Here is a 22,705-nt window from a genome sequence, read left to right on the forward strand (position 1 = left end):
TCGATCGATGGCTCCGCATCGACCTTCTCCTCCGCCTTGCCATGCTCGCTCCTCCACTGGCTCAGCTCCACCGATCTATTGGCGGAAGCTCTAACGTCATGATGTGACGTAGGTCTCACTTCGTCGCCGTCCGTACGTGTCGAAATCCGGTTGTCGAGGGCGACGTCGTCATGAAACATCCGTGCGCACCCGGATGTACCACCGACGACGAAAGGACCAACCGGTGATGTTGCTCGAGAACAAGGCGGCCGTGATCTACGGCGCGGGTGGCTCGATCGGCGGTGCCGTCGCCCGCGCCTTCGCCCGGGAAGGAGCCCGTCTCTACCTGGCCGGCCGGACCAAGCCGAAGCTCGACGTGCTGGCAGAGGAGATCGTCGCCGACGGCGGTCAGGTGGCGACCGCCGAGGTGGACGCCACCGACGAGACCGCGGTGGACAACTACGTCGATGCCATCGTCGACGAGGCGGGGCGTTTGGATGTGTCAGTCAACGTGATCGGGCTTGGCGACGTGCAGCAGCCGCTCACCAGCATCGACCTGGCCGACTTCATGCAACCGATCAGCACCGCCATGCGCAGCCACTTCATCACCGACCGGGCAGCGGTACGGCACATGATCCCGCAGGGTTCCGGCGTGATCATCGCTTTTGGTGGATCGGGCGCCACGACCATGCCCGGCCTCGGCGGCTTCGTGGTGGCGCTGGACGCCATCGAGGGATTGCGCCGGCAGTGGGCCGTCGAGGTCGGGCAGCACGGCATCCGGGTCGTCACCCTGAAATCAGGGGGAGTTCCGGAGAGCATCCCGCTGGACTTCCCGGAGCGGGAGACCATCATCAACACGCTGCTGCCGACCACGCTGCTCGGCCGGCTGGCCACCCTCACCGACGTCGGGAACGTCGCGGCGTTCGTGGCGTCGGATCAGGCCCGGACCCTCACCGGCACAGCGGTCAACATCTCCTGCGGCGCGATGATGGACTGAGGCGCACCGGCAGGTCCGCGCCGTCGCGGGCAACACCGATCCCGGGTGCGAGCCCGGAAGCCGTACGTAGGCCTGAACAGGAGCAAGGATCATGCGAGTGATGGTGTTCGTGAAGGCGACTCCGGACTACGAGGCAGGCACGCAGGAGCTGACGGAGGACGAATACGCCGCGATGATGCGGTACAACGAGGAACTCACCAGGGCCGGCGTACTCCTGGCCACCGATGGCCTGTACCCCAGTTCCAAGGGGGCCCGGGTGGAGTTCACCGGTGAGCGGCGTACCGTCGTCGACGGTCCGTTCGCCGAGACCAAAGAGCTGGTCGCCGGCTTTTGGCTATGGCAGGTGACCTCGATGGACGAAGCGATCGAGTGGGCTCGGCGCTGCCCGAATCCGAAGGGACGCGACGGCACCATCGAGATCCGACCGGTGTATGAGCGGCCCGACTTCGAGGCCACCCTCCACGCCGACTCCGCCTTCCCCTCTGCCGGGTGATCGTTGCCGGATTCGCGTCGCTCCCCTCCGTCATAGGCATCGGGATCGGGTGTTGTGGCGACGCGAATCCGGCAACGATCACTGGGGTCATCAGATCTGTGCGTCCGGTCCGGGAGTGGTTTGATGAGAACGTGAGCGTCCCCGAGGTGCGGCGAACCGTCGACGCGGTCTGGAGAATCGAATCGGGCAAGCTCATCGCCGCGCTGGCCCGGATAGTGCGGGATGTGAGCGTAGCCGAGGATCTCGCCCAGGACGCCCTGGTGGCCGCGTTGGAACAGTGGCCGCGTACTGGTGTCCCGGACAACCCCGGTGCATGGCTCATGACCATCGGCAAACGTCGGGCCATCGACCACTTCCGGCGGCAGCAGCGGCTGGAACGCAAGGTGACCGAGTTGGGGGCCGACCTCGAGCGGCGGCAGGGCCAAAACGGAGCCGAGATCGACGAGGTAGCCGAGGATGATATCGGTGACGATCTCCTGCGGCTGATCTTCACCGCGTGCCACCCGGTGCTCTCGCGGGAGGCGCAGGTGGCTCTGACGCTGCGCATGCTCGGCGGGTTGACCTCGGCGCAGATCGCGCGGGCCTTCCTCGTCCCCGAATCGACGGTGGCCCAACGTATCGTGCGGGCCAAACGCACCCTCACCACGAAGCAGGTGCGTTTCGAGCTGCCCCGCGGCGCAGACCGGGAGGTTCGGCTCTCGTCGGTGCTCGAGGTGATCTACCTGATCTTCAACGAGGGTTACGCGGCCACCGCGGGGGACAGGTGGATCCGCCCCGAACTGTGTGAGGAAGCGCTCCGGCTTGGTCGGATCCTTGCCGGCCTGGTTCCTGACGAGTCCGAGGTGCACGGTCTCGTCGCCCTGATGGAGATCCAGGCGTCCAGGCTGCCTGCCCGTGTCGACGCTGCTGGAGAACCGATTCTCCTGCTTGATCAAGATCGCCGCCGGTGGGACCGGCTGCTCATCACCCGGGGGCTGGCGGCGCTGCAGCGTGCGGAGCGGCTGGCCGAGCGGCCCGGTCCCTACTGCCTCCAGGCGGCCATCGCCTCCTGCCACGCCCGAGCGATGACGGCTGGTGAAACCGACTGGATCCGGATCGCCGCGCTGTACGCGGCGCTGGTGGAGATCGACCCGTCGCCGGTCGTCGATCTGAACCGGGCGGTGGCGCTGGCGATGGCGTTCGGTCCGGAGACCGGTCTCAGGCTGGTCGATCAGTTGGCTGCCGAGCCTGCGCTGGAGCGTTATCACCTGTTGCCCAGTGTGCGCGGCGATCTGTTGGTCAGGCTCGGGCGGCCCGCCGAGGCCCGCGAGGAATTCACCCGGGCCGCAGCGTTGACCAGCAACGAGCGGGAACGTCGACTGCTCTTGCGCCGCGCATCGGAGGCCGCCGAGTAGCCCCTTCCCCATGATCATGAACACTTTGCCGTGCTATCGCACGGCAAAGTGTTCATGATCATGGGGAAGGGGCGTTGGTAGGGTGGACGTGTGACCGTCTCGGATGTAGCACCGGACGGTAGCCCCGTTTCGGTTTACCTGGCATTGCCGGCCGGAGCCGAACCCGGCATCATTCACCGCGCCGTCGGCGCCGGCACGGACATCCTGGAATTGGGGAGCGGGGTTGGCCGCCTGACCCGCGTCTTGCTCGCGTACGGTCACCCCGTCGTGGCCGTCGACGACGAACCCGCCATGCTTCAGCACGTCACCGGCGCACAGGTGGTGTGCGCCGACATCTACGGGTTGGAGCTCGACCGCCAGTTCGGTGCGGTAGTTGTCGCTAGCCACCTCGTCAATCGGGTCGATCCCGGCGACCGGGCACGGCTGCTGGAGGTGTGTGCCCGGCATGTCACCGCGGACGGCGACGTGCTGATCGAGCGTTACCCGCCCGCCTGGGCGGCCGACCCATCCGACACGTCGGGCTCTCAGGGTCCGGTGGACGTGTCCGTGCGGATCCGCGAACGGACGGCCGCCAGCTTCGCGGCTACCGCCGAGTATCGGCTCGGAGACCAGGTCTGGCAGCAGCACTTCTCGGCCGCGCATGTGGACGACGACACCATGGCCGCCGCTGCTGCCGCCGCCGGCCTACGGGTAGCCGAGTGGCTGGACCCGGCCCGCACGTGGGCGCGGCTGCGGCCGGTCCGGTGATCGTTGCCGGATATCCGCCCGCATCCGGGCCCAGGGGCACCTTCAGGCGATACCACCGCCGTCGACGACGATAGCCGCGCCGGTGACGAAGCTACTCTCATCGCTGGCCAGCCAGACCACGGCGTCGGCGATCTCGGCCGGTCGGCCCATCCGGCGCAGCGGCCGGTCAGAGGCCTCGGCCAGGAACTGATCGGCCGGCTCGGCCAACTGGCGAGCCTCCTCGCGGAGCATCCCGGTATCGGTGTCGCCCGGATTCACCGAGTTCACCCGGATGCCCTGCGGGCCGTGGTCGATGGCGAGCGCCCGGGTCATGTTGACCACCGCCCCCTTCGACGCGCAGTACGACAGCGCGCGGCCACCACCCTTGAGCCCCCAGCCGGAACCGGTGTTGATGATCGAGCCACCGCCTTGGGCGGCCAGCACTGGGACGACGTGTTTGCACATCAGGAAGATCGAGCGCACGTTCACCGCGAAGACCCGGTCCCACTCCTCCACGGTAGTGTCCAAGGCGTCGGCTCGACGGATGATGCCGGCGTTGTTGAACACGATGTCCACCCCGCCGTACTCCGTCACTGCCTGCTCGACCACTCGGGCGACGTCGGCCTCGGCAGACACGTCCGCTACCGCTGCGCTGGCCGTACCGCCGGTCTCGACGATCGCGTCGACGGTCTCCTGAGCGCTATCAGCGGCGATATCGGCCACGATGACCCGAGCGCCTTCCCGGGCGAGAGCCACGGCCGAGGCTCGACCGATGCCGCCGCCGGCGCCGGTGACGATCGCCGTCTTGTTCTCCAACCGCATCATGGTCATGTCCCATCTGTGTCGATTGAGTGGTGTTCCGGGGCTCGCACTGGATACAAGGTGGAGGTGCCCGGCCCCGTGACGACGCGGGTGTACCCGCTCAACGCATGGTCGAGCGCTGGGTCGCCGCTGTCGACTAGGAGCGGCCGGCCGCCAAGTTCGGTCAGTTTGTCGTCGGTGGCCACGACCATGAGGGCATCTTTGCCCAGTGCCCGCAGCACACGGGCCGAAAGCTGCTGATTGCCCCGGCCGAGGATGAATCCCTGGCCGCCGATGACGGTCACCACGGCCTGGCATGGACCACCGGCCGCGGCGGCTAGCAGGGCTGACTCGTCGGCGTCGGCGTGAAGCACGTGGCCGTCCTCCACCACGTCGAACCCCAGCGGTGTCTTGGGGACGCCGATCAGCTCCGCCAACGCGCGCATCGTGCCGCCCGGACCGAGCAGGTACCGGGTGCCCGGGCGGAGCAGGATCGACGCGCCGGCGGCGGCCCGTCGCACGGCTGCCGCCGCGGATGCCGGTGCAGCGGTCTTGCGGGCCTGAGTGCGGCCTTGTACGCGGGGGATCCGCACGGTGCCGTACAGGCGGGGTTCGGCCTGGCCGGTGCGGATCGCCTCCTCGTCGATGTCGAGGACGTCGGCTGACGAGGCCGAGTCGACCCGGCCGGCTAACCAGTCGGCGGCCAGCGTTCCAGCGACGACCGGACTGACCGCGAAGCACGCGGAGTACATCTTGACCCCGGCGGGGATTCCGAGCACCGCGATGCCCTCACCCACCGCATCGTGGATGTCACGGGCCGTTCCGTCGCCGCCGGCGAAGAGCAGGAGGTCGACCCCGGCCGCGCTTAGTTCACGGGCGGCCCGCACGGTGTCGGCGGCCGTACCATGCACCGGTCCGGTGGCGACGACGCGGCCGGGCAACCCAGCTTGAGCAGCCGCATCGGCGCCCAGGACACCACCGGCGGTGAACACCTCCACCCCGGGGAAGATACGCACCACGGTTCGGAGGGCGGCGACGGCGCGAGCGGTGGCGCGTGGCGTGGCTCCCCGGGCGACGGCCTGGGCCTGGACGTCGGCGCCGTCACTGCCTTTGAGCCCGGCCGGGCCGCCGATCCCGGCTACCGGGTTGACTACCAGGCCGAGCCGGCGGGTGCCGGGGGCGGCGAGCGGGCTCGCCGGCAGTGTCCGGGGTGCCGGTGTCACGGGTGTTCGCCGAAGTGTTTGCGCCGGTACGCACGCCAGGTGATGGCCCATCGCTCGGGATCGTCGAGATCGTCGTGATGGGTGTGGTGCACGGTCTGGTTGTGTGGTGCGGTGCGCACCACATCGGGTGTCTCACGAGCTTCCCGCGCCACCTCGGCCAGGATGTCCGCGTATTCGTCCAACTCGTCCTTGGAGTAGGACTCGGTCGGTTCGAGCGTGAACGGCTGCGGTACGACGTGCGGGTGGTGGCTGGTCCAGTAGTGTGCGCCGAAGTCGGCGACCCGGAGCCCGATCTCCTCCGAGGTGACGCCGGTCTGTTCGTGCAACTCCTGCCATGAATACCGGACCTGTTCGATACGACGGCGCCCGCTGGCATACGGCGCGCTGGCCCCGGGAATGTCCAGGACCCGCTTCAGCAGGTAGTTGTTGTTGAGTACGGCGGTTTCGGCGACGGCCCGCAGGCCCTCGGCACCCAGGGCGCGGATCCATGCGTAGGCGCGCACGATGTTCGGCGTCACGCCGTAGAAGGGCGCCACCTTGCCGATGGACTGTGGGCGGTTGTGGTCGAGGAAGAAGTGGTCGCCGTCGTACTCGACCAGGGGCCCCGGCAGGAACGGGGCGAGTTCCGCGCTGACCCCGGACGCCCCTGCGGCGGGTCCGCCGCAGGCGTGTGGTGTGGAGAACGTCTTGTGCAGGTTGAAATGGCACAGGTCGAACCCGGCGGCCCTGGCCTGGGTGATGCCGAGGATGCCGTTGGCGTTGGCTTGGTCGTAGGCGGCCAGCCCACCGACGCCGTGGACGATGTCGACGAACTCCCGGATCCGCGGGTTGAAGATCCCGGTGTCTTCCGGGTTGGTGATCAGCAGCGCGGCGGTGCGGTCGGACACCGCGGCCTTGAGTGCGTCGATGTCGGGGTAGCCGTCGGCGTCGGGGTGGATCGTGATGACGTCGTACCCGGCCATTTCGGCGCAGGCCGCATTGGACGGGTGGGAGAAGATCGTGGTGATGACCTCGGTCCGCTGGTCGCCTTCGCCGCGGGCGGCATGGTAGGCGCGGATCATGGCGACGTTGGTCCAGATGGCGGCCGAGCCCGCGGCGGAGTGCAGGCTGACCCGGTCCATGCCGGAGATCTCGGCCAGCATCCGTTCGAGCTGCCAGAAGACCTCCAGCACACCCTGCGCCGAGGCTTCGGCCTGGAGGGGGTGCAGGTCGGCCAGTTTCGGGGTGTTGATCACCGCCTCGTTGACCTTCGGGCTGTACTTCATGGTGCAGGTGCCTTGGCCGACGTCGATGTTGAGGTCGGCGCCGAGGTTCTGCTGGCTCAGCCGCAGGTAGTGACGGAGCACCCGCATCTGGGCGATCTCGGGCAGCCTGGGCGGAGTGGGGCGCCGGACCCCCTCGGGTAGGGCCGCGACGACGTCGCCGACGGCGTCACGCACCTTCGGTTCGGGGCGAGGAACCAGGACGCCGCGTTCGCCCGGTGTGGAGAGCTCGAAGATGATCGGCTCGTCCCACCGTGCCTGGTGGAAGCGGCGCAGACGGGGTTTGGGTGCGATGGGCAGGCTCATGCCGGCGTCTCCTTCACGAGGCTGGCGATCTCCCCGGCCAGCCGGTCGATGTCCTGGGATGTGTGGACTTCGGTCACGCAGACCAGCAGCCGGTGCTCGTCGACGACGACGCCGGGTTCGATGCCGCGCCCGCGCAGCGTGGTGACGACGTCGGTGGCGCTCAGTCCGGTGCCGGACACGTCGACGACGAACTCCCGCAGGTGGACCCCGTCGTCGGCCAGGACGACGCCGGGGATGGCGGCGAGTTGGTCCATGGCGTAGCGGGTGTGGGCCAGCAGCGTCTCACCGAGCTCGGCCATGCCGGCCGGCCCCATCAGGGCCAGGTATACGCCGGCGGCGATACCCCACAGGGCAGCTGCCGTGCCGACCCACTCCTTGCCGTCCTCGCGGATCGCCAGAGAGGTTCGCTCGAAGGCGACGTCGCCGAAGCCGTACTCACCGGGGACCGTGGTGCTGGCCAGGCCGAACAGGCGTGATGGCAGCTCCATGACGAAGCGGGGGTCGTCGTGGACGGCGATGAAGCCGGCGTGGGCGCCGCCGTACCACTGGCGTAGGCCCAGGGATTGGATGTCGCCGCAGACGATGTCGGCGCCGAGGTCGGCGGGTGGGGCGAGCACACCCAGGCCGATGGGATCGGTGCCGACGACGAGCAGTGCACCGGCCTCGTGAGCCGCATCGGCCAGGCGACGCAGTTCGGTCTCGACGGCACCGTGATAGCTGGGGGTCTCGACCCAGACGCAGGCGACGATCTCGGCGTTTTTCGACACGTGGGCGAGTACGGCGTCGACGTCGGCCCCAGAGCCGCGGCTGGTGATGTGCACCAGATCGAGGTAAGGGCGGACGTAGTCGCGGACCTTGGCGAGCTTGTCCGGGTGTACGTCGCTGACGACGAGCACTTGCTGTCGGCCGGTGAGCCGTCCGGCCATGGTCAGGGCCGTGCCGGTGGCCTGGAAGCCGTCATAGGTGGGGACGTTGACCACGTCCATGTTGAGCAGCTCGGCCATCAGCGACTGGTATTGGAACAGCGCCTGGAACCGGCCGTGGTCCTCGTACGGCTCACCCGCGTAGGCGGTGAGGAACTCGCTGCGGTTGATGACCTCCTCCACAACGGCGGGCACCTGGTGCTGATAGGTGCCGGCGCCCAGGAAGCTCAGCACCTCGCGGGTGCTGACGTTCCGGTTCAGGAGGCCGTCCATGTGCCGGACCAGCTCGGTCTCGGACAGCAGCGGCGCGGGGAGGTCCAGGGGCCGGTCCAGCCGCAGCTCTGGCGGGCAGTCGGCGTAGAACTCGTCGATGCTTGTCGCACCGACCGCCTCGAGCATGGCTGCTCGGGTGCGTGGTGCGGTGTTCGGCACGTACGGGTGCACAAACGGTTCGGTCATTCGGTTCACCTCGGGTGTGGACTGTCGTCTGTATTCAGTATACAAAACTGGTCGAGTGATCGTCGCCACCCTCCCCGTGATCATTGGCTTTTGACCACCGGATCCGGTGGTCAAAAGCCAATGATCACGGGGGGTTGGGGGAGGTGGAGCGGAGGAGGTCGAGATCGTTGGTGACGGCGACCGCGAGGTCGATGTACAGCGCTGCCGACCACGCGAAACTCGTCGTGGCTCGGCTGGCCCGACCCCCGGTGAGCGGATTCCAGTACTCGTACATACCCCCCGATCCGGCTACCAGGGCCAGCGTCCGCTCGGCGAGATCGGCAGCGGCATCGGGGCGTCCGCTCCTCAGCAACCCCTCCGCGACCAGCCGGTTCACGTTGACCCATACCGGTCCGCGCCACATCCGGTCCGCGTCGAACGTGGCGTCGCCGTACGCAACCGTCGGCAGGGGGTGTTCGCCCCAGAGGTCGCGGTACATACTCGCCACCAACACGTCGACGACGGCCTCCGGCAACCGGCCAGTGAGCAGCGGCATCAGATGAAACGGGGTGAACATCGGCAGCCGGCGGCCACCGCCGTGTGCGGTGAATCGTCCGGAACCCGCGTCCCACCGCCGGTCCAGCAGGCGAGTGACCCGTTCGGCGGCCGCACCCCGGTGTCGGTCGGCCTCGGCCCTAACGTTCGGCACCGCAGCGGCCGTACCTTCCGTCAGATCGGCCAGCAAGTCATCCTGCAGGGCGAGATAGGAGTTGAGATCCGGCGGTTCGGCCGGGACACCGTAGTCGAACAGCGGGCTGTCGTCGAGGCCCGACGAATACGGATGGAGATACTCGGACAGGCCGTCGCCATCGGTGTCGCTCACCGTGGCCCACCATCGCTGGGAAGCCTCGACCCGAGGCAGCGCCCAGGCCAGCCGATCGGGATCCGGAGCGAGCCGATGCAGGTGGGCCAGCGCCCAAGCGGTCAGCGGCGGCTTGGTCACCGGGACCGAGCCGGACGCCACCCCGGCGGCGTCGCCCAGATGATCCCGCAGCCGCGCGGCGTCGGCTGGTGGGAGGTCATCGGCGCTGGCCAGAATGCCGTCATCGGAGACGACGTCGGGAATCAGGCCATCACTCAGCTGGTGATCGAGGAAGAGCGCCACTTGATCCCACGCCTGTTCGGGAGCGCCGTGGCGGAGGCCGGCGGCGACGAAGTACGAGTCCCATTGCCACGCGCCGACGTAGCCGAACTTCGACGGGACCACCATCAGCCGCGACGGGTCGTGTGCCACCCGGACCTGGTTGGCGCGGAGCACCCACCAGGCCAGCCGGGCCGTCATGACAAGGTCCGAGCGCACCACGGGCATCCGGCCAAACCACTCGGCCCAGCGGTCGACCGCACGGGCTAGCAACTCGGCGTGGCCGGCCGGCACCGCTGCCGGTACGGGCTCACCCTGCACCTGGAGGACGACGCGGCTGCCGAGACCGTCGGCCGGGCCGTCGACGTCGAGGGTGACGACGGGGGCCTCGATCGAACCACCAACCACCTGCTCGACCACACCGCCGTCGACGTGCCAGGTGAGCCATTCTCCGCCGGTGCCGGTGAGGTCGGTGCGGGCCAGGCCGCCGTCGGCGGTGAGATCAACCGCACCGGCGACGTGAAACTCGACCCGCCAACGGCCCGGTGGCAGCCCCAGGCTCAGCGTGGTCGCGTCGGCGAACACCAACGACGGGCCGTCGGTCAGGTAGATCGCCGCCGGATCGGCCCGATGCACCGGGCAGGAGCGGCCGGTAACCGTCCGCACCCGCAGGCCCGGCAGCAGCCGGCACTCGGCGCTGCGGCGCTCGTACTCCGCGCTGGTGATGGTCAGCATGCCGCCCGACTGGGTGACCAGCAGCCGCGAACCCGCGTCGGTGAAGGGCGACTCGACGAGGTCGAGGGTGGGCATCGGGGTATCTGCCATGGGTCACTTTCCTCCGAGGCCGGACATGGCCATGCTGCTGATGATGCGCCGCTGCCCGATCACGAAGGCGATCAGCATCGGGATGACCGAGATCGCCGACGCGGCCATGACCAGCGCGTAGTTCATCCCTCCGTACTGGTCCTGGAACCGGGAGAGCAGGAGCGGCACGGTGAACAGCTCTTCGCTGTTCAGCAGGATGAGCGGGTAGAAGAAGTTGTTCAACGTGTTCAGCGCGACCACCACACCCAACGCGCCGAGACCCGGTCCGAGATTGGGCAGGATCACCCGGAAGAAGATCTGGAGTCGGTTGGCGCCGTCGAGCAGCGCGGCTTCCTCCAGTTCGATCGGCAGGCTGCGGACGAACTGGCGCATGAGGAACACCGCGAACGGGTTGCACAGTGATATCGGCACGATGAGGGCCAGGTGCGAGTCGACCCAACCGATCCGGCTCAGCAGCAGGTAGAGCGGGACGATGGTGACCTGGGTAGGCACCATCTGGGTGGCCAGGAAGAAGATGAACAGCACTTTGGAGCCGCGGAAGTTGATGCGGGCGAATCCGTACCCGGCCAGCGCCGTCGTGACGAGTGTGATCGCGACGACGAGTACGCAGATGTAGATGCTGTTCCAGTAGGCGCGGGCGAAAGGCATCGAGTTCCAGGCGTCGGCGAAATTCGTCCACACCCAGGGGTCCGGCCAGAACGACAGCGGCTCGCGCAGGATCTGCCCTAGTGACTTGAACGAGGTCAGCAACATCAGCAGGAACGGCGCCACCATGGCCAGGCCGACCAGCACGAGAAAACCGTGCAGCAGGATCCGGCCACGCAGCCTGTGCGGCGGCTCGGGGAGGGCTCGAGAGGTGTCGGGCGGCATCGGATCAGCTTTCGTAGTGGACGAGCCGGCGCTGCAACCCGAACTGGGCCAGGGTGATCAGCAGCGTCAGCACCAGCAGCAGGAGGGCGGCGGCGCTGCTCGCACCGAACTCGAAGCGGCGGAACGCGAGGTCATAGATGTGGTACACGATCGTCCGGCTCGCGTTGTCCGGTCCGCCTTCGTGGGTGAGGATGAAGACGATGTCGAACGTCTGAAGCGAGCTGATGACCGAAACCACCGTCATGAAGAACAACGTGGGGGTCTGCAACGGGACGATCACTCGGAGGAAGGTGCGCACCGGCCCGGCTCCGTCCACCCGCGCCGCCTCTAGAACGGCGGGTGGGATGTTCTGCAAGCCGGCCAGGAACAGCAGCACGTTGAGACCCAGCGACGACCACACCACCACCATCGACACCGAGATCAGCACCAGCCGGGGATCACCGAGCCAGTCCGGCCGGCCCAGGAACGGCACCAGATCGATGCCGGAGCTGAGGATCCCGTTCGACCGCAGCAGCTGCTGCCAGATCATCGACACCGCGACGAGGCTGGTCACCCCGGGGGCGAAGATGAGAATGAGGTAGACCGTGCGGCCTCGGATCCGATTCAGCACGGTCGCCAGCACCATCGCGATGCTCAGCCCGATCGGCACGGTGATCGCCGCGATGCCCAGAGTGTTGAGTACGGCCCGCCAGAGCAGCGGATCGGTGAGCTGGTCGCCGAAGTTGGTCAGGCCCACCCACGAGAACGAGCGCAGGCCATCGGTCTCGGCGAAGGCGAGCACCATGGCTGCCACCAGCGGTAACAGGACGAAGGCCACCATGCCGAACAGCTGTGGGCCGATGAAGACCAGCCCCCACCGGCGGTCTCGTCGCCGCCAGCCGCTGACCCGTGGCCGCACCGGCCGGGTCCCGGTTTCGGGCCCCGGCCGCTGCGTCCGCGGTGCTACCGGAGTCACGGCGACGGTTCCCCGTCGGGATCATCGTCGTTCTCGTCCTCGCCGTTGGTGCTCTCGGCCTCGTCGAGTTCCTCCGGGTCGGCCAGGTCGGCCGGGTCCGGCATGTCCGCGTTCTCCACGAGGTCGACGATGGTTGCCAACGTCTCGTCCAGGTCGACGCGGCCTTCGTAGTGACGCAGCATCGCCGCGCTGATGTCGTCGGACAGCCCGGGTACCCGGGCCTCGGACGCGTAGTTGGCGAAACCGTTGTCGCGGAGTTGGAGGAAGGTTTCGGCGTGCTCCGGGTATCCGTCGAGGACGACGTCGTCGGCACCGAGGATCGACGGCACGGCGTTGCCGCCACCGGAGAGCCGGAACTCTTGCCCCTCCGCCGAGACGAACTCCTCGAAGAACGTCCACGCCGCCTCGGGATGGTCGGTGGCCTCGTTGATCGCCAGATAAGCTGCGGCGACACCCACCGGCTTCGGCTCGCCGTCCACCGACGGCCAGGGGGCGATGTCGAACTGCTCCTCCTCGCCGGCTTGGCGGATCGTCCCGATGGTGTACCGGCCTTGGACGAAGAATCCGGCCTGGTGAGAGACGAACGACGTGGACGCGCCGGCGCCTTCGGGCATGGTGTCGGCGACCCGGAAGGACCCGTCCTGGAACCGTTCGCCGAGCACGCGTAGTGCTTCGACCGACGTCTCGTCGTCGGCGAGGACGAACCTGCCCTGCTCGTCGTAGGCGGTGCCGCCGTAGGCGCTGACCCAGCTGTAGTGCGTGGCCCAGTAGTTCCAGAAGATGGCGCCGATCATGTCGGCATCGCGGAGCGCGTCCATCATGTCGAGGAAGGTGTCGACGGTCCATTCGCCCCGGGCGGCGAGGTCGGCGGGATCGTCGGTGATACCGGCCGCCTCCAGGGCGGTCTTGCTGTACCAGAGCACGTCCGGGTTGCTGTCGGTTGGTACCCCATACGTGACGCCGCCCTCGATGGCGGCGCCGAAGAGGCCGTCGAAGAAGTCGTCGTGGGTTGCCTTGCTGTCCGATGAGTTCATCAGGTCGTCGAGCGGGGTGAGCACACCCGCGTCGACGAACGTGCCGACGTTGTCGTCACCCAGGTAGAAGACGTCGGGTGCGGTGCCGGAGATCAGCTGGGCCAGCAGCTTCGGGTGGTACTCGCCGTAGGACGGCACCGCCTGTAGGACGACCTCGATGTCCGGATGCCGCTCCATGAACTCGTCGTTGAAGTCCTCGAAGCGCTGCAGGTCCTCCGCGGAGCCCCACGTCGTCCATACGATGCGTGCCTTGCTCGAGCCGTCGCTCGGACCGGAACTCGAACCACTACACGCGGCCACTGCGGCCACCGCAATGGCGGCGAGCACCGCCGTCGCCCGGCGGGTATAGCTGGTGGAACCTTTCATTGGGTTGCCTCCAGATCGTCAAACGGGTGAATAGGGACGGACGTGGATAGACATGGATCGATAGGGGCCGAGGTGGTGGCCGGCGTCACGATCGGGTGTGCCGGACGACGAGTGCGCCGGCCGGCGCTACGGTGACCGGCCCGGACACGGTGTCGCCGGTGAGCAGGTCGGTGCCGTTGGGGACATCGGTGCGGGCCGGGACCGTGCCGTGGTTGAGGATGAACGTCCACCGGTCGCCGTCGCGGTAGCGAGTGACCTGTTCGACGTCCAGGCTGGGGGTGTCGTGTGGGGTCAGGCCGGCATCTCGGCAGATCGGGCCGAGCACCTGCCGCAGTGCTGCCTCGTCGAGTCCCGCGCTGACGTAGGTAGCGGTTCCAGCGCCGGCACGACGGGTGGTGATGGCTGGGCGGCCGGCCAGCGGGCCGTCGTCGTACGTCGCGATCACGTCGGCGGACTCCGCGTCGATCCACTCCGCCCAGGTGGTGAAGCCCAACGTCGTCGCTCCGAGCTTCACCCGGCCCTCGTGGCCGTCGGGCAGCGGCCACCATTCGTCGACGGAGACCCCGAGCAGGGAACGTAGCGGCCCCGGCGCACCACCGGGGTGGATCTTGTCCTCCCGGTCGCTGACCCCACTGAACGGCCCAACAACCAGCCGGCCGCCCTGATCGGCGTAGCCCGCTAGAGCCGCGGTCACCGCGTCGTCGATGAGGTACAGGTTGGGCGCCACCACCACGTCGTAGCCATCGAATGGGCCGGTCGCCCGGACGGGGTCGACGGTGAACCCGAGGGTGTACAGCGCCCGGTGCCAGGTCCGGACCAGGTGCAGCCAATCGAGTCGGGCCGACGGCAGCGAGTCGGGCGCGTCCAGGCCCCACCAGGCGTCCCAGTCGACCACGACGCCCACTCGGGACTCCACCCGGCTGCCTTTCAGCTCCGCGAGCCGGCGCAGCTCGGCGCCGAAATCGCGGCACTCCTGGTAGGAGCGGCTGGCGACGCCACGGTGTCCGAGCATCGCGCTGTGGAATTTCTCCGGACCGAACCGGGCGGCCCGCCATTGGAAGAACATCGCTGCGTCGGAACCGTGGGCGATCGCGTGCAAACTGCCGAGCCGCATCCGCCCGGGCGGCTTGGGCACGTTGACGTCGCGCCAGCTCACCGCGCTGGGTGCCTGTTCGAGGAGGAGCCAAGGTTGGCCGTTCTTGAGTGCCCTCATCAGCCCGTAGTTCAGGGCGGCGTCGGTGTGGGCGACCGGATCGGCCGGGTCCGGGTAGGCGTCGTCGGTGACGATGTCCTCGACGGCGGCGAAGTCCCAGTAGTTCAGTTCCCGGAACAGGCTCATGAAGTTGGTTGTCACCGGCAGCTGCGGGGTGCGCTCGCGGAGGAGTTCGACCTCGGCGCGGAACAGTTCGAGCATCGCGTCCGAGGAGAAGCGCTCGAAGTCGAGCCGCTGGGTGGGGTTGATCGGCCCGGTGGCCCGTCGGGGTGGTTCGATCTGCTCCCAGTCGGTGTAGTGCTGGCCCCAGCAGGTGGTACCCCACGCGTCGTTGAGGGTGGCCAGGTTCTCGTACCGGTGCTGCAGCCAGCGACGGAAGTGACCGGCAGAGACCGCACAGTAGCAGCGGGACACGTGGTCGCCGTACTCGTTGGAGACGTGCCACAGCACTACGGCGTCGTGGTGGCCGTACCGTCGCGCCATCGCCTCGGTGAGCCGCAGCGCGTGCTCGCGAAACACCGGTGAGCTGGGACAGTATGCCTGGCGGGAACCGAACTCCAACCTGACGCCATCGGCGGTGACCGGCAGGATCTCCGGGTGGGCGCGGATCAGCCAGGCCGGTGGGGTGGCCGTCCCGGTGGCGAGATCGACCCGGATGTCTTGTGACCACAGAACGTCGAGCACCCGGTCCAGCCAGCTGAAGTCGAACCGTCCCGGCTCGGGCTCCAGGCGCGGCCACGAGAAGACGGGCAGGCTGACCAGGTTGACGCCGGCCTCGCGCATCAACCGGGCATCCTCGGCCCAGACGTCCTCAGGCCATTGGTCGGGGTTGTAGTCGCCTCCGTAGGCCAGTCCGTCGATAGCCTCGAGCCGGCTCAGCCGGGACGTGGTCGGGTTCACCGCGGCACCACCGATCCCAGGCGTCGAAGCGGAGCGACGGTCCGCGGAGAGCGTGGCATGAGACCTCCTGACGACTGAGTAATGTATACAGTGGACGTTGTGCACAGTCGTGTCAAGAGGCTATAGTCGACCGGAAAGATCGCTACGCCTGGAGCGGAGAAGGGTCGTCCTGTGGTTATCCAGCGGCAAACCTTGCGGGCGCAAATCCGCGCTGAGCTCATCGAACGGATGAATGCGGGGTCACTTCCGCCCGGAGAGGCGATCAACGAGGTTCATCTCGCCGCCGAACTCGGGGTGAGCCGCACGCCGCTGCGTGAGGCGCTCATCGCGCTGGAGAACGAAGGCCTGATCCAGAGCGAACAAGGTAAAGGTTTCCGGTTCTCACCCGTGTCGGCCAAAGAGTTCGAAGAGCTGTGCCCGGTCCTGGCGGCACTAGAGGGGTTGGCGCTGGAACTGTCGCCACCAGAACACCTCGCCGAGATCGCACCTCAGCTGTTGCAAGAAGCGCGCGAGTTCTCCGCCAACGTCGCCGAATACGGAGTGATCACCAAATACGACGACGAGTGGCACGACCTGCTGCTCAGTGGCTGCACCAACGAGCGGCTCATGGATCTGATCACCACCCTCAAGCTGGCCCTGCGCCGCTACGAGTCCGTCATGGTCAAGGACGAGCAGATGATCGAGCGGGCGGCCAGCGAGCATCAACTGATCGCCGAGCGGGTAGCAGCGGGTGATATCGCCGGCGCGATCGAGGCTCTGCGCACCAACTGGCTCAACGGTATGCAGCGCACCCTGAACAACTTCGCCCCATGACAGGCCCAAGGCGCGGCCTGCTAAGCGTAGGCTCCGCGGCTTACCGCGGTTGAGCGCCTGGCCGGTGGTCCGGATGGGGGTCCGGCATCGGGGCCGGGTGCGGATGCGGGTCCGGCGTCGGCTCGGCAGTGCGAGCGACCTGGGTCGGGATGGTGGGGCGCCGATGATGGTCCGGAGGAACGAATGTCCCTCGGCCGGGAAGCGTGACCACCAGGCCCTCATCGCGCAACAGCTTGATGGCGCGGCGAACCGTCTCCCGCGCGAGACCGGACTCGTCGGTGAGATGTTTCTCGCTGGGCAGCTGTGTGCCCGGCCCGTACTCTCCAGAGGTGATCCGGGTACGCAGGATCGAGGCCAGCTGACGGTACGACGGAGTCGGGTCCCAATGATCAATCACGGGCATAACGTAGGAGAGGTGGTGTACGGCCACGCACCCCGCCACGCCCTAGACGTCTTGGTCATCCTAGGCGTCTACAATCGGAATACGTGAGCGCCGGCCAGAGTGTGCCAGGCATCATGTAGGTGACGTGCAGAACCACCGGGGAGTTCACCGTCGCGACATAGGAGATCGGCGATGGCCGAGTCTGAGTTAGCCGCTTTCCTCCACGCTCGGCTCGACGAGCTGGAGAGCGCGGCGATGGCGGCCGCCCACCACTCGGGTGGGCTGCACTGGGGTGTGGAGCCATCCGGCGACGTCGTGTTGGAAGCCCTGCCGGGTGAGGATCCCCCGGAGAAGGACGACCCATATGGCATCGCGCCGTTCGTCGGAGAGTTCGAGGGAGCGGGCTGGCATGTCGCTTTACATTCGCCGGCCCGGGTGATCGCAGCCGCCCAGGCGAAGCGGGCTCTGGTGGATCAGTGCCTGATGTGGCAGCGTGACGCGGCCGTCGACCCACAATTAGCGCCTCTGGCCAGCGTTGCCGACACCGTACTCGCCACTATGGCTCGAGCCTGGGCACATCACGCCGACTACCAGCCTGTTTGGTCTCTGCCCTAACGCTGGCCTCCCGCAGCAGGCAGGGGCCAGCCTGGCGACATCTGCCGAACCCCTCGCGCCTCAACACGTGCACGGGCTGTCTTATTGATTGACACGCCTGGTGATCAGTACTAGACATCTCCCCGTCATTCAGTTCAAGAGGGGGTACATGTTGAGAAAGCTGATGATTGCCGCACCTGCGGCGTTTGCGCTCGTCTTGGGTTCTGCCGCGGTGGCTGCCGCCGGTACCGACGACATCGAGCCGAGCGTGACCGTCGCGTGTGACGAAGGCGCCGCCACCATCGCGGTGGAGGGCCTGGAGGACGCCGAGCGCTGGCAGATCGTCGTCGTTGGGGGCGACGATGCCGGAGCCACCGTCCTGTCCGACACCGACGGATCCACCAGTGTCGCGGTGGAGCCCGGAGACTACGAGCTGGCATGGTGGGCCGACCTCGACCTGCCGTACGACACCCTCCCCATCGAGGTGTCCCCGTGTGACGACGAAGGCGCCGTGTGCGTCGACATCAACACCGCCGACTTCGACGAACTCCAGGACCTCAAGCACATCGGTCCAGAGCGCGCCGCCCAGATCCTCGAGCTGCGTCCGTTTACCTCCAACGAGGATCTCGGACGCATCGACGGGATCGCGGTTGGCGGACCACGGTGGTTGGAACTGATCGCCGGAGGCGGCGAGCACCTGCCGCTGTGTCCGTTCGAGGACGACGGCACCGACGAACCAACCGAAGACGACGACGGCCAGCGGGAGACCTTGCCCGACACCGGAGTCGCCCCTGCCCTGCTGGCTCTCGCCGGCATGGGCGCGATTGGCGCTGCCGGGGGCCTCGGCCTGTTCCGGCGTCGCCTGGCATTGAAGTAAGGAATCTTTCACCACGCCCCAGTGGAGTGATCTCCCCGGTCCGCTCATCATGGCGGGCCGGGGCGATCCGTTTCCTCGAGCGCTGGCGGTCTGGGCAATGGGTTCAGGCCGGGTGACGGGCGCGGTCTGTAAGGTGGGCGCGGTCTGAGTGAGGGGCGCGATCTGCGACCGGCGGGTTCACATCAGCGGTACCGTACCGTGCATGCTGGGCCTTCTTCTCATGGCGAGGCGGTTCGTCGCCGCGTTGCGCACTGCGTGGGCCGACCACGCGTTCCGCGGCGTCACCGTGAGCCTCGTCGTGCTCCTGATCAGCTCCACGGTTTTCTACACCCTGACCGAGGGATGGTCGGTGCTCGACAGCTTGTACTTCTCCGTGATCACCGGGCTCACCATCGGCTACGGCGACCTCGCCCCCGGCGAGCCGCTGTCCAAGATCTTCACCATGCTCTACGCGCTACTCGCCGTGGGGCTCTTCGTCGCACTCGGCACGGGGCTGGCTCGGGCGTACATCGCCAACGGCCAGACCAAACGTCGGCATCTCCCACGCCGCAAACACAAACACGAACGCGATCAGCCCCCCGACTCCCCATGATCATTGGCTTTTGACTACCGGATCCGGTAGTCAAAAGCCAATGATCATGGGGAGTCGGGGGGGAGGGGGTGGGTCAGGCGTTGCCCTTGAGGAGCTGGCGGGCCATCACGAGGCGCTGGATCTGGTTGGTGCCTTCATAGATTTGGGTGATCTTCGCATCGCGCATCATCCGCTCGACCGGGTAGTCGCGGGTGTATCCGTACCCACCGAACAACTGAACCGCGTCAGTGGTGACCTCCATGGCGACGTCGGAGGCGAAACACTTCGCCGCCGCGCCCAGGAACGACAGGTTGGGCTCGTCGCGCTCGCTGGCTGCGGCGGCTCGGTAGACCATGTGCCGGGCGGCCTCGACCTTCATCGCCATATCGGCCAGCATGAACTGCACACCTTGGAAGTCGGCGACGTTCTTGCCGAACTGCTTGCGCTCCTTGACGTACTCGGTGGACGCGGCCAGCGCTCCGGCGGCGATGCCCACTGCCTGCGCCCCAATGGTGATCCGGGTGTGGTCGAGTGTGCGTAGTGCGATCTTCAGACCCTCGCCGGGGGCGCCGACAACCCGGTCTCCAGGAATCCGGCATCTGTCGAAGAGCAACTCCCGAGTGGGAGATCCCTTGATGCCGAGTTTGCGTTCCAGCGTGCCAACCGAGAAACCTTCATCGCCGTCCTCGACGACGAACGCGGTGATGCCGCGGGTACCGGCGTCAGGGTCGGTAACGGCCATAACCGTGTAATACGTGGAGACGCCCGCGTTGGTGATCCATGACTTCTGCCCGGACAGAATCCAGCCGTCACCGTCGGGAGTGGCCCGCGTCTTCATCGAGGCGGTATCCGAACCCGCCTCACGTTCGGACAACCCGTAGGAGAACATCGCCTCGCCGCGGGCGACAGGTGGGAGGTAGCGTTCCTTGACCTCGTCGGAGCCGGCCAACAGCAACGGCATGGTGCCAAGTTTGTTGACCGCGGGAATCAGCGAGCTGGACGCACAGGCGCGCGCGACTTCTTCGATGACGATGCAGGTGGCCAGGGCATCGGCGCCAGCGCCACCGTACTGTTCGGGGATGTGCGGAGCATGGAAGTCAGTGGCGCGCAGGGCGTCGTAAGCCGCCTTGGGGAACTCGGCGGTCTCGTCGACCTCGGCCGCATGCGGGGCGACCTTGGTGGTGCACACGTCACGGACGGCTTCCCGGATCGCTTCGTGCTCGTCGGTGAGCCGGTAAACGTCGAAGTCGGCACTCATGGCGACATGTTACTGGCCAGTATCGGACCTGGACAGTGCTTGCTCACTAGAGTGAGAAGCTCCACAGAGCCAGCCTCCGGCGTTGTCCGACCAATGCGGCACCTAGTGTCGACGCACCATGTGACCATTGACCGGTGACCACACGTCTGCACGCTGTGCTGCCAAACGAGTCCACCGATGTGGAGCCGCTGCACATCGTGAGTCTCGCGCGCATGGCAGAGGAACTCGGCTTCGACATGGTCTGGTTGCCCGATCACCTGCTCCCGCCCAGGCCGTACGGGACCACCTATGGCGGCGTGTACGAGCCGCTCGTCACCATGGCCGCCATCGCGGCGGCAACCAGCCGGATCCGGTTCGGAACGTCCGTGCTCGTGTTGCCCCTGCGGGACCCTTTTCTGCTGGCCAAACAGGTCTCTACGCTGGAGCGGCTGGCACCCGGTCGACTCACGCTTGGTGTTGGTACCGGGTGGGATGCCACCGAATTCGCCGCGATCGGCGCTGACTTCGGCAACCGAGGTGCCCACACCGACGAAGCCCTCCGGCTGATCCGACACTTGCACGAACACGGCCGTGGGCCGTTCGGTGGCGAGTACTACGGCTTCGACGTCGGCGAGTTCGCACCCCGTCCCTCGTCGCCGGTGCCGATCATGGTTGGCGGTACCTCGCCAGCGGCGTTGCGGCGGGTGGCTCGCTACGCTGACGTCTGGCAGGGTGTCGGTCTCGATGCCACTGCCTTCCGAGCTCGAGTCGACCAGATCCGGGCCAGCACTGATCGGTCCGTGGAGGTGGGGACTCGGTTGGAGATGCCGGAAGGTGCCTCGGCCGCCAGGGTGGTCGAGCAGGCCCATGCGCTGGCTGAGGCGGGTGCCGACCACATCGCGGTGTGGTTTGGGTCCGTCGACGGTTGTGCGGACCGGATGGCCGAACTCAACGCCAGATGGGCCGGGGTCTGACGGTTGCCCGCGAGGTCTTAGGCTCGGCCTATGCGCATCTCGGTCATCGGCACCGGCTACCTCGGAGTGGTGCATGCCGCCTGTATGGCTGACCTGGGCTTTTCCGTTGTCGGCATCGACGTCGACGAGGAGCGGATCGCTCGGCTGGCCGAAGGAGTCCCACCTATCTATGAGCCTGGGCTGAAGGAACTGCTCGCCAAACACGTCGGTACACCGCGATTGCGGTTCTCCACCGACATGGCTGACGCCGCCGACGCCGACGTCCACTTCATCTGCGTGGGAACACCACAGCTGAGCGACAGCCTGGGCGCGGATCTCAGCCACGTCGACGCCGCCATCGATCAACTGGCTCCGCACCTGCGGCGGCCATGTCTGGTCGTCGGCAAGTCAACAGTGCCGGTCGGTACCGCTCAGCGGCTGGCTGGGCGGCTGGCAGCGGCTGCTCCCATCGGCGGCGAAGCAGAGCTGGCGTGGAACCCGGAGTTCCTGCGCGAAGGCCGTGCCATCGAGGACACCCTGCGCCCGGATCGGTTCGTGTTCGGGGTCACGTCGGATCGGGCCGAGAAGCTGTTGCGAGACACCTACGTCGACGCCATCACGGCCGGCACGCCGGTCGTCGTCACCGATCTGGCCACCTCCGAACTGGTGAAGGTCTCAGCGAACGCCTTCCTCTCCACCAAGATCTCGTTCATCAACGCGATCGCCGAGGTCGCGGAGGTGGCTGGAGCCGACGTCACACAATTGGCCGACGCCATCGGTTACGACGAACGTATCGGCCGGAAGTTCCTGAACGCCGGCGTCGGTTTCGGTGGCGGCTGCCTGCCCAAGGACCTGCGTGCCTTCATGGCGCGGGCCGGTGAGTTGGGCGTGGCCGACGCGCTCACCCTGTTGGGTGAGGTCGACGCCATCAACTTGCGTCAACGCGACCGCGTCGTGGACCTCACCCGGCAACTGGCCGGCGGTTCGGTGATCGGTCGTCGGGTGGCTGTACTCGGGGCGGCGTTCAAACCCGACTCCGACGACGTCCGCGACTCGCCGGCGTTGACGGTGGCCGGCCAGCTTCATCTGAAGGGCGCCGGGGTTGTCGTGTACGACCCCCAGGCCATGGACAACGCGCGACGGATCTTTCCGACGTTGTCGTATGCCGACTCGGTGCTGGACGCATGCCGGGGTGCACACGTCGTGCTCCACCTGACCGAGTGGGTGGAGTTCCGTGACCTGGATCCGGCCGTGGTCGGCGAGGTGGTCGCCAATCGCACCGTCATCGACGGTCGTAACTGCCTCGACCACCATGCGTGGCGGGCCGCCGGCTGGACGTACCGCGGGCTGGGGCGCCCCTGACCTCCTAAATTCCTGCTCCGGAGAGGCTTCCGACGGGCCGGACCGTCCGACGTGTCAGGCCGGACACGTC

The 22,705-nt window shown here is 67.4% G+C and carries 21 protein-coding genes; 10 read left to right on the top strand and 11 right to left on the bottom strand.

What is annotated here, in order from left to right:
- Positions 1 to 226 precede the first annotated feature (226 nt).
- The 4 genes from G8760_RS21150 to G8760_RS21165 all read left to right on the top strand — a co-directional run bounded on the left by G8760_RS21150 (position 227) and on the right by G8760_RS21165 (position 3,610).
- Positions 227 to 976 (top strand): SDR family NAD(P)-dependent oxidoreductase, encoded by a 750-nt coding sequence (locus G8760_RS21150; protein WP_166354854.1) that lies wholly within the window; start codon positions 227 to 229, stop codon positions 974 to 976.
- A 91-nt stretch (positions 977 to 1,067) separates the two neighbouring features.
- Positions 1,068 to 1,469: a YciI family protein gene (locus G8760_RS21155; protein WP_166354793.1), complete on the top strand. Its 402-nt coding sequence runs from the start codon at positions 1,068 to 1,070 to the stop codon at positions 1,467 to 1,469.
- A gap of 131 nt (positions 1,470 to 1,600) precedes the next feature.
- Positions 1,601 to 2,863 (top strand): RNA polymerase sigma factor, encoded by a 1,263-nt coding sequence (locus G8760_RS21160; RefSeq protein ID WP_166354794.1) that lies wholly within the window; start codon positions 1,601 to 1,603, stop codon positions 2,861 to 2,863.
- 90 nt (positions 2,864 to 2,953) lie between these two features.
- Positions 2,954 to 3,610, top strand: a complete 657-nt coding sequence (locus G8760_RS21165) for a class I SAM-dependent methyltransferase (protein ID WP_166354795.1) — start codon at positions 2,954 to 2,956, stop codon at positions 3,608 to 3,610.
- Between the two features lie 42 nt (positions 3,611 to 3,652).
- On the opposite strand, the gene G8760_RS21170 is transcribed toward G8760_RS21165, so the two are convergent.
- The 9 genes from G8760_RS21170 to G8760_RS21210 form a co-directional block, all read right to left on the bottom strand.
- A complete protein-coding gene (locus G8760_RS21170; RefSeq protein ID WP_166354855.1) occupies positions 3,653 to 4,414 on the bottom strand; it encodes a glucose 1-dehydrogenase in 762 nt (253 codons plus the stop codon).
- A 2-nt stretch (positions 4,415 to 4,416) separates the two neighbouring features.
- Positions 4,417 to 5,613, bottom strand: a complete 1,197-nt coding sequence (locus G8760_RS21175; RefSeq protein ID WP_207782568.1) for an ATP-NAD kinase family protein — start codon at positions 5,611 to 5,613, stop codon at positions 4,417 to 4,419.
- Positions 5,610 to 7,181: an aminomethyl-transferring glycine dehydrogenase subunit GcvPB gene (gene gcvPB / locus G8760_RS21180; RefSeq protein WP_166354797.1), complete on the bottom strand. Its 1,572-nt coding sequence runs from the start codon at positions 7,179 to 7,181 to the stop codon at positions 5,610 to 5,612. Before gcvPB ends, G8760_RS21175 begins: the two co-directional genes overlap by 4 nt.
- On the bottom strand, positions 7,178 to 8,563 hold the full coding sequence (gene gcvPA / locus G8760_RS21185; RefSeq protein WP_166354798.1) for an aminomethyl-transferring glycine dehydrogenase subunit GcvPA: 1,386 nt from the start codon (positions 8,561 to 8,563) through the stop codon (positions 7,178 to 7,180). The genes gcvPB and gcvPA overlap by 4 nt, the downstream gene beginning before the upstream one ends.
- A gap of 124 nt (positions 8,564 to 8,687) precedes the next feature.
- On the bottom strand, positions 8,688 to 10,508 hold the full coding sequence (locus G8760_RS21190) for an amylo-alpha-1,6-glucosidase (protein ID WP_166354799.1): 1,821 nt from the start codon (positions 10,506 to 10,508) through the stop codon (positions 8,688 to 8,690).
- A gap of 3 nt (positions 10,509 to 10,511) precedes the next feature.
- The gene (locus G8760_RS21195; RefSeq protein WP_166354800.1) at positions 10,512 to 11,378 is read right to left on the bottom strand and encodes a carbohydrate ABC transporter permease; all 867 of its coding nucleotides are present in this window, start codon (positions 11,376 to 11,378) and stop codon (positions 10,512 to 10,514) included.
- Between the two features lie 4 nt (positions 11,379 to 11,382).
- Complete coding sequence (locus G8760_RS21200; RefSeq protein ID WP_207782569.1) at positions 11,383 to 12,333, bottom strand: carbohydrate ABC transporter permease; 951 nt, start codon at positions 12,331 to 12,333, stop codon at positions 11,383 to 11,385.
- Positions 12,330 to 13,733, bottom strand: coding sequence for an ABC transporter substrate-binding protein (locus G8760_RS21205; RefSeq protein ID WP_166354801.1), 1,404 nt, complete (start codon positions 13,731 to 13,733; stop codon positions 12,330 to 12,332). Before G8760_RS21205 ends, G8760_RS21200 begins: the two co-directional genes overlap by 4 nt.
- 85 nt (positions 13,734 to 13,818) lie before the next feature.
- Entirely contained in the window at positions 13,819 to 15,846 is a 2,028-nt protein-coding gene (locus G8760_RS21210) for a beta-galactosidase (protein ID WP_207782570.1), read from the bottom strand.
- A gap of 171 nt (positions 15,847 to 16,017) precedes the next feature.
- Here G8760_RS21210 and G8760_RS21215 point away from each other — a divergent pair, with 171 nt between their 5' ends.
- Complete coding sequence (locus G8760_RS21215) at positions 16,018 to 16,659, top strand: GntR family transcriptional regulator (protein ID WP_166354802.1); 642 nt, start codon at positions 16,018 to 16,020, stop codon at positions 16,657 to 16,659.
- A gap of 40 nt (positions 16,660 to 16,699) precedes the next feature.
- Here the strand turns inward: G8760_RS21215 and G8760_RS21220 are convergent, their stop codons facing one another.
- Entirely contained in the window at positions 16,700 to 17,056 is a 357-nt protein-coding gene (locus G8760_RS21220) for a winged helix-turn-helix domain-containing protein (protein WP_207782572.1), read from the bottom strand.
- A 177-nt stretch (positions 17,057 to 17,233) separates the two neighbouring features.
- Between G8760_RS21220 and G8760_RS21225 the strand changes: the two genes are divergently transcribed.
- From G8760_RS21225 to G8760_RS21235, 3 genes are all read left to right on the top strand, one after another.
- Positions 17,234 to 17,656 (top strand): DUF6221 family protein, encoded by a 423-nt coding sequence (locus G8760_RS21225; protein WP_166354804.1) that lies wholly within the window; start codon positions 17,234 to 17,236, stop codon positions 17,654 to 17,656.
- 163 nt (positions 17,657 to 17,819) lie between these two features.
- Complete coding sequence (locus G8760_RS21230; protein WP_166354805.1) at positions 17,820 to 18,512, top strand: ComEA family DNA-binding protein; 693 nt, start codon at positions 17,820 to 17,822, stop codon at positions 18,510 to 18,512.
- Between the two features lie 202 nt (positions 18,513 to 18,714).
- Complete coding sequence (locus G8760_RS21235; RefSeq protein ID WP_166354806.1) at positions 18,715 to 19,104, top strand: potassium channel family protein; 390 nt, start codon at positions 18,715 to 18,717, stop codon at positions 19,102 to 19,104.
- A 73-nt stretch (positions 19,105 to 19,177) separates the two neighbouring features.
- Here the strand turns inward: G8760_RS21235 and G8760_RS21240 are convergent, their stop codons facing one another.
- On the bottom strand, positions 19,178 to 20,341 hold the full coding sequence (locus tag G8760_RS21240) for an acyl-CoA dehydrogenase family protein (RefSeq protein ID WP_166354807.1): 1,164 nt from the start codon (positions 20,339 to 20,341) through the stop codon (positions 19,178 to 19,180).
- Between the two features lie 134 nt (positions 20,342 to 20,475).
- On the opposite strand from G8760_RS21240, the gene G8760_RS21245 reads away from it, so the two are divergent.
- Positions 20,476 to 21,294, top strand: a complete 819-nt coding sequence (locus G8760_RS21245) for a TIGR03619 family F420-dependent LLM class oxidoreductase (protein WP_207782573.1) — start codon at positions 20,476 to 20,478, stop codon at positions 21,292 to 21,294.
- A 30-nt stretch (positions 21,295 to 21,324) separates the two neighbouring features.
- Positions 21,325 to 22,635, top strand: coding sequence for a UDP-glucose dehydrogenase family protein (locus tag G8760_RS21250; protein WP_166354808.1), 1,311 nt, complete (start codon positions 21,325 to 21,327; stop codon positions 22,633 to 22,635).
- The last annotated feature ends 70 nt before the right edge of the window (positions 22,636 to 22,705 follow it).

It is taken from the genome of Phytoactinopolyspora limicola, assembly GCF_011320225.1.
Taxonomy (GTDB): domain Bacteria; phylum Actinomycetota; class Actinomycetes; order Jiangellales; family Jiangellaceae; genus Phytoactinopolyspora; species Phytoactinopolyspora limicola.

What these genes read in the sequence shown, in the direction of transcription:
- G8760_RS21150 (WP_166354854.1), top strand. Translation starts at nt 227, where the DNA reads ATGTTGCTCGAGAACAAGGCGGCCGTGATCTACGGCGCGGGTGGCTCG.
- G8760_RS21155 (WP_166354793.1), top strand. Translation starts at nt 1,068, where the DNA reads ATGCGAGTGATGGTGTTCGTGAAGGCGACTCCGGACTACGAGGCAGGC.
- G8760_RS21170 (WP_166354855.1), bottom strand. Translation starts at nt 4,414, where the DNA reads ATGATGCGGTTGGAGAACAAGACGGCGATCGTCACCGGCGCCGGCGGC.
- gcvPB (WP_166354797.1), bottom strand. Translation starts at nt 7,181, where the DNA reads ATGAGCCTGCCCATCGCACCCAAACCCCGTCTGCGCCGCTTCCACCAG.
- gcvPA (WP_166354798.1), bottom strand. Translation starts at nt 8,563, where the DNA reads ATGACCGAACCGTTTGTGCACCCGTACGTGCCGAACACCGCACCACGC.
- G8760_RS21190 (WP_166354799.1), bottom strand. Translation starts at nt 10,508, where the DNA reads ATGGCAGATACCCCGATGCCCACCCTCGACCTCGTCGAGTCGCCCTTC.
- G8760_RS21195 (WP_166354800.1), bottom strand. Translation starts at nt 11,378, where the DNA reads ATGCCGCCCGACACCTCTCGAGCCCTCCCCGAGCCGCCGCACAGGCTG.
- G8760_RS21205 (WP_166354801.1), bottom strand. Translation starts at nt 13,733, where the DNA reads ATGAAAGGTTCCACCAGCTATACCCGCCGGGCGACGGCGGTGCTCGCC.
- G8760_RS21225 (WP_166354804.1), top strand. Translation starts at nt 17,234, where the DNA reads ATGGCCGAGTCTGAGTTAGCCGCTTTCCTCCACGCTCGGCTCGACGAG.
- G8760_RS21230 (WP_166354805.1), top strand. Translation starts at nt 17,820, where the DNA reads ATGATTGCCGCACCTGCGGCGTTTGCGCTCGTCTTGGGTTCTGCCGCG.
- G8760_RS21235 (WP_166354806.1), top strand. Translation starts at nt 18,715, where the DNA reads ATGCTGGGCCTTCTTCTCATGGCGAGGCGGTTCGTCGCCGCGTTGCGC.
- G8760_RS21240 (WP_166354807.1), bottom strand. Translation starts at nt 20,341, where the DNA reads ATGAGTGCCGACTTCGACGTTTACCGGCTCACCGACGAGCACGAAGCG.
- G8760_RS21250 (WP_166354808.1), top strand. Translation starts at nt 21,325, where the DNA reads ATGCGCATCTCGGTCATCGGCACCGGCTACCTCGGAGTGGTGCATGCC.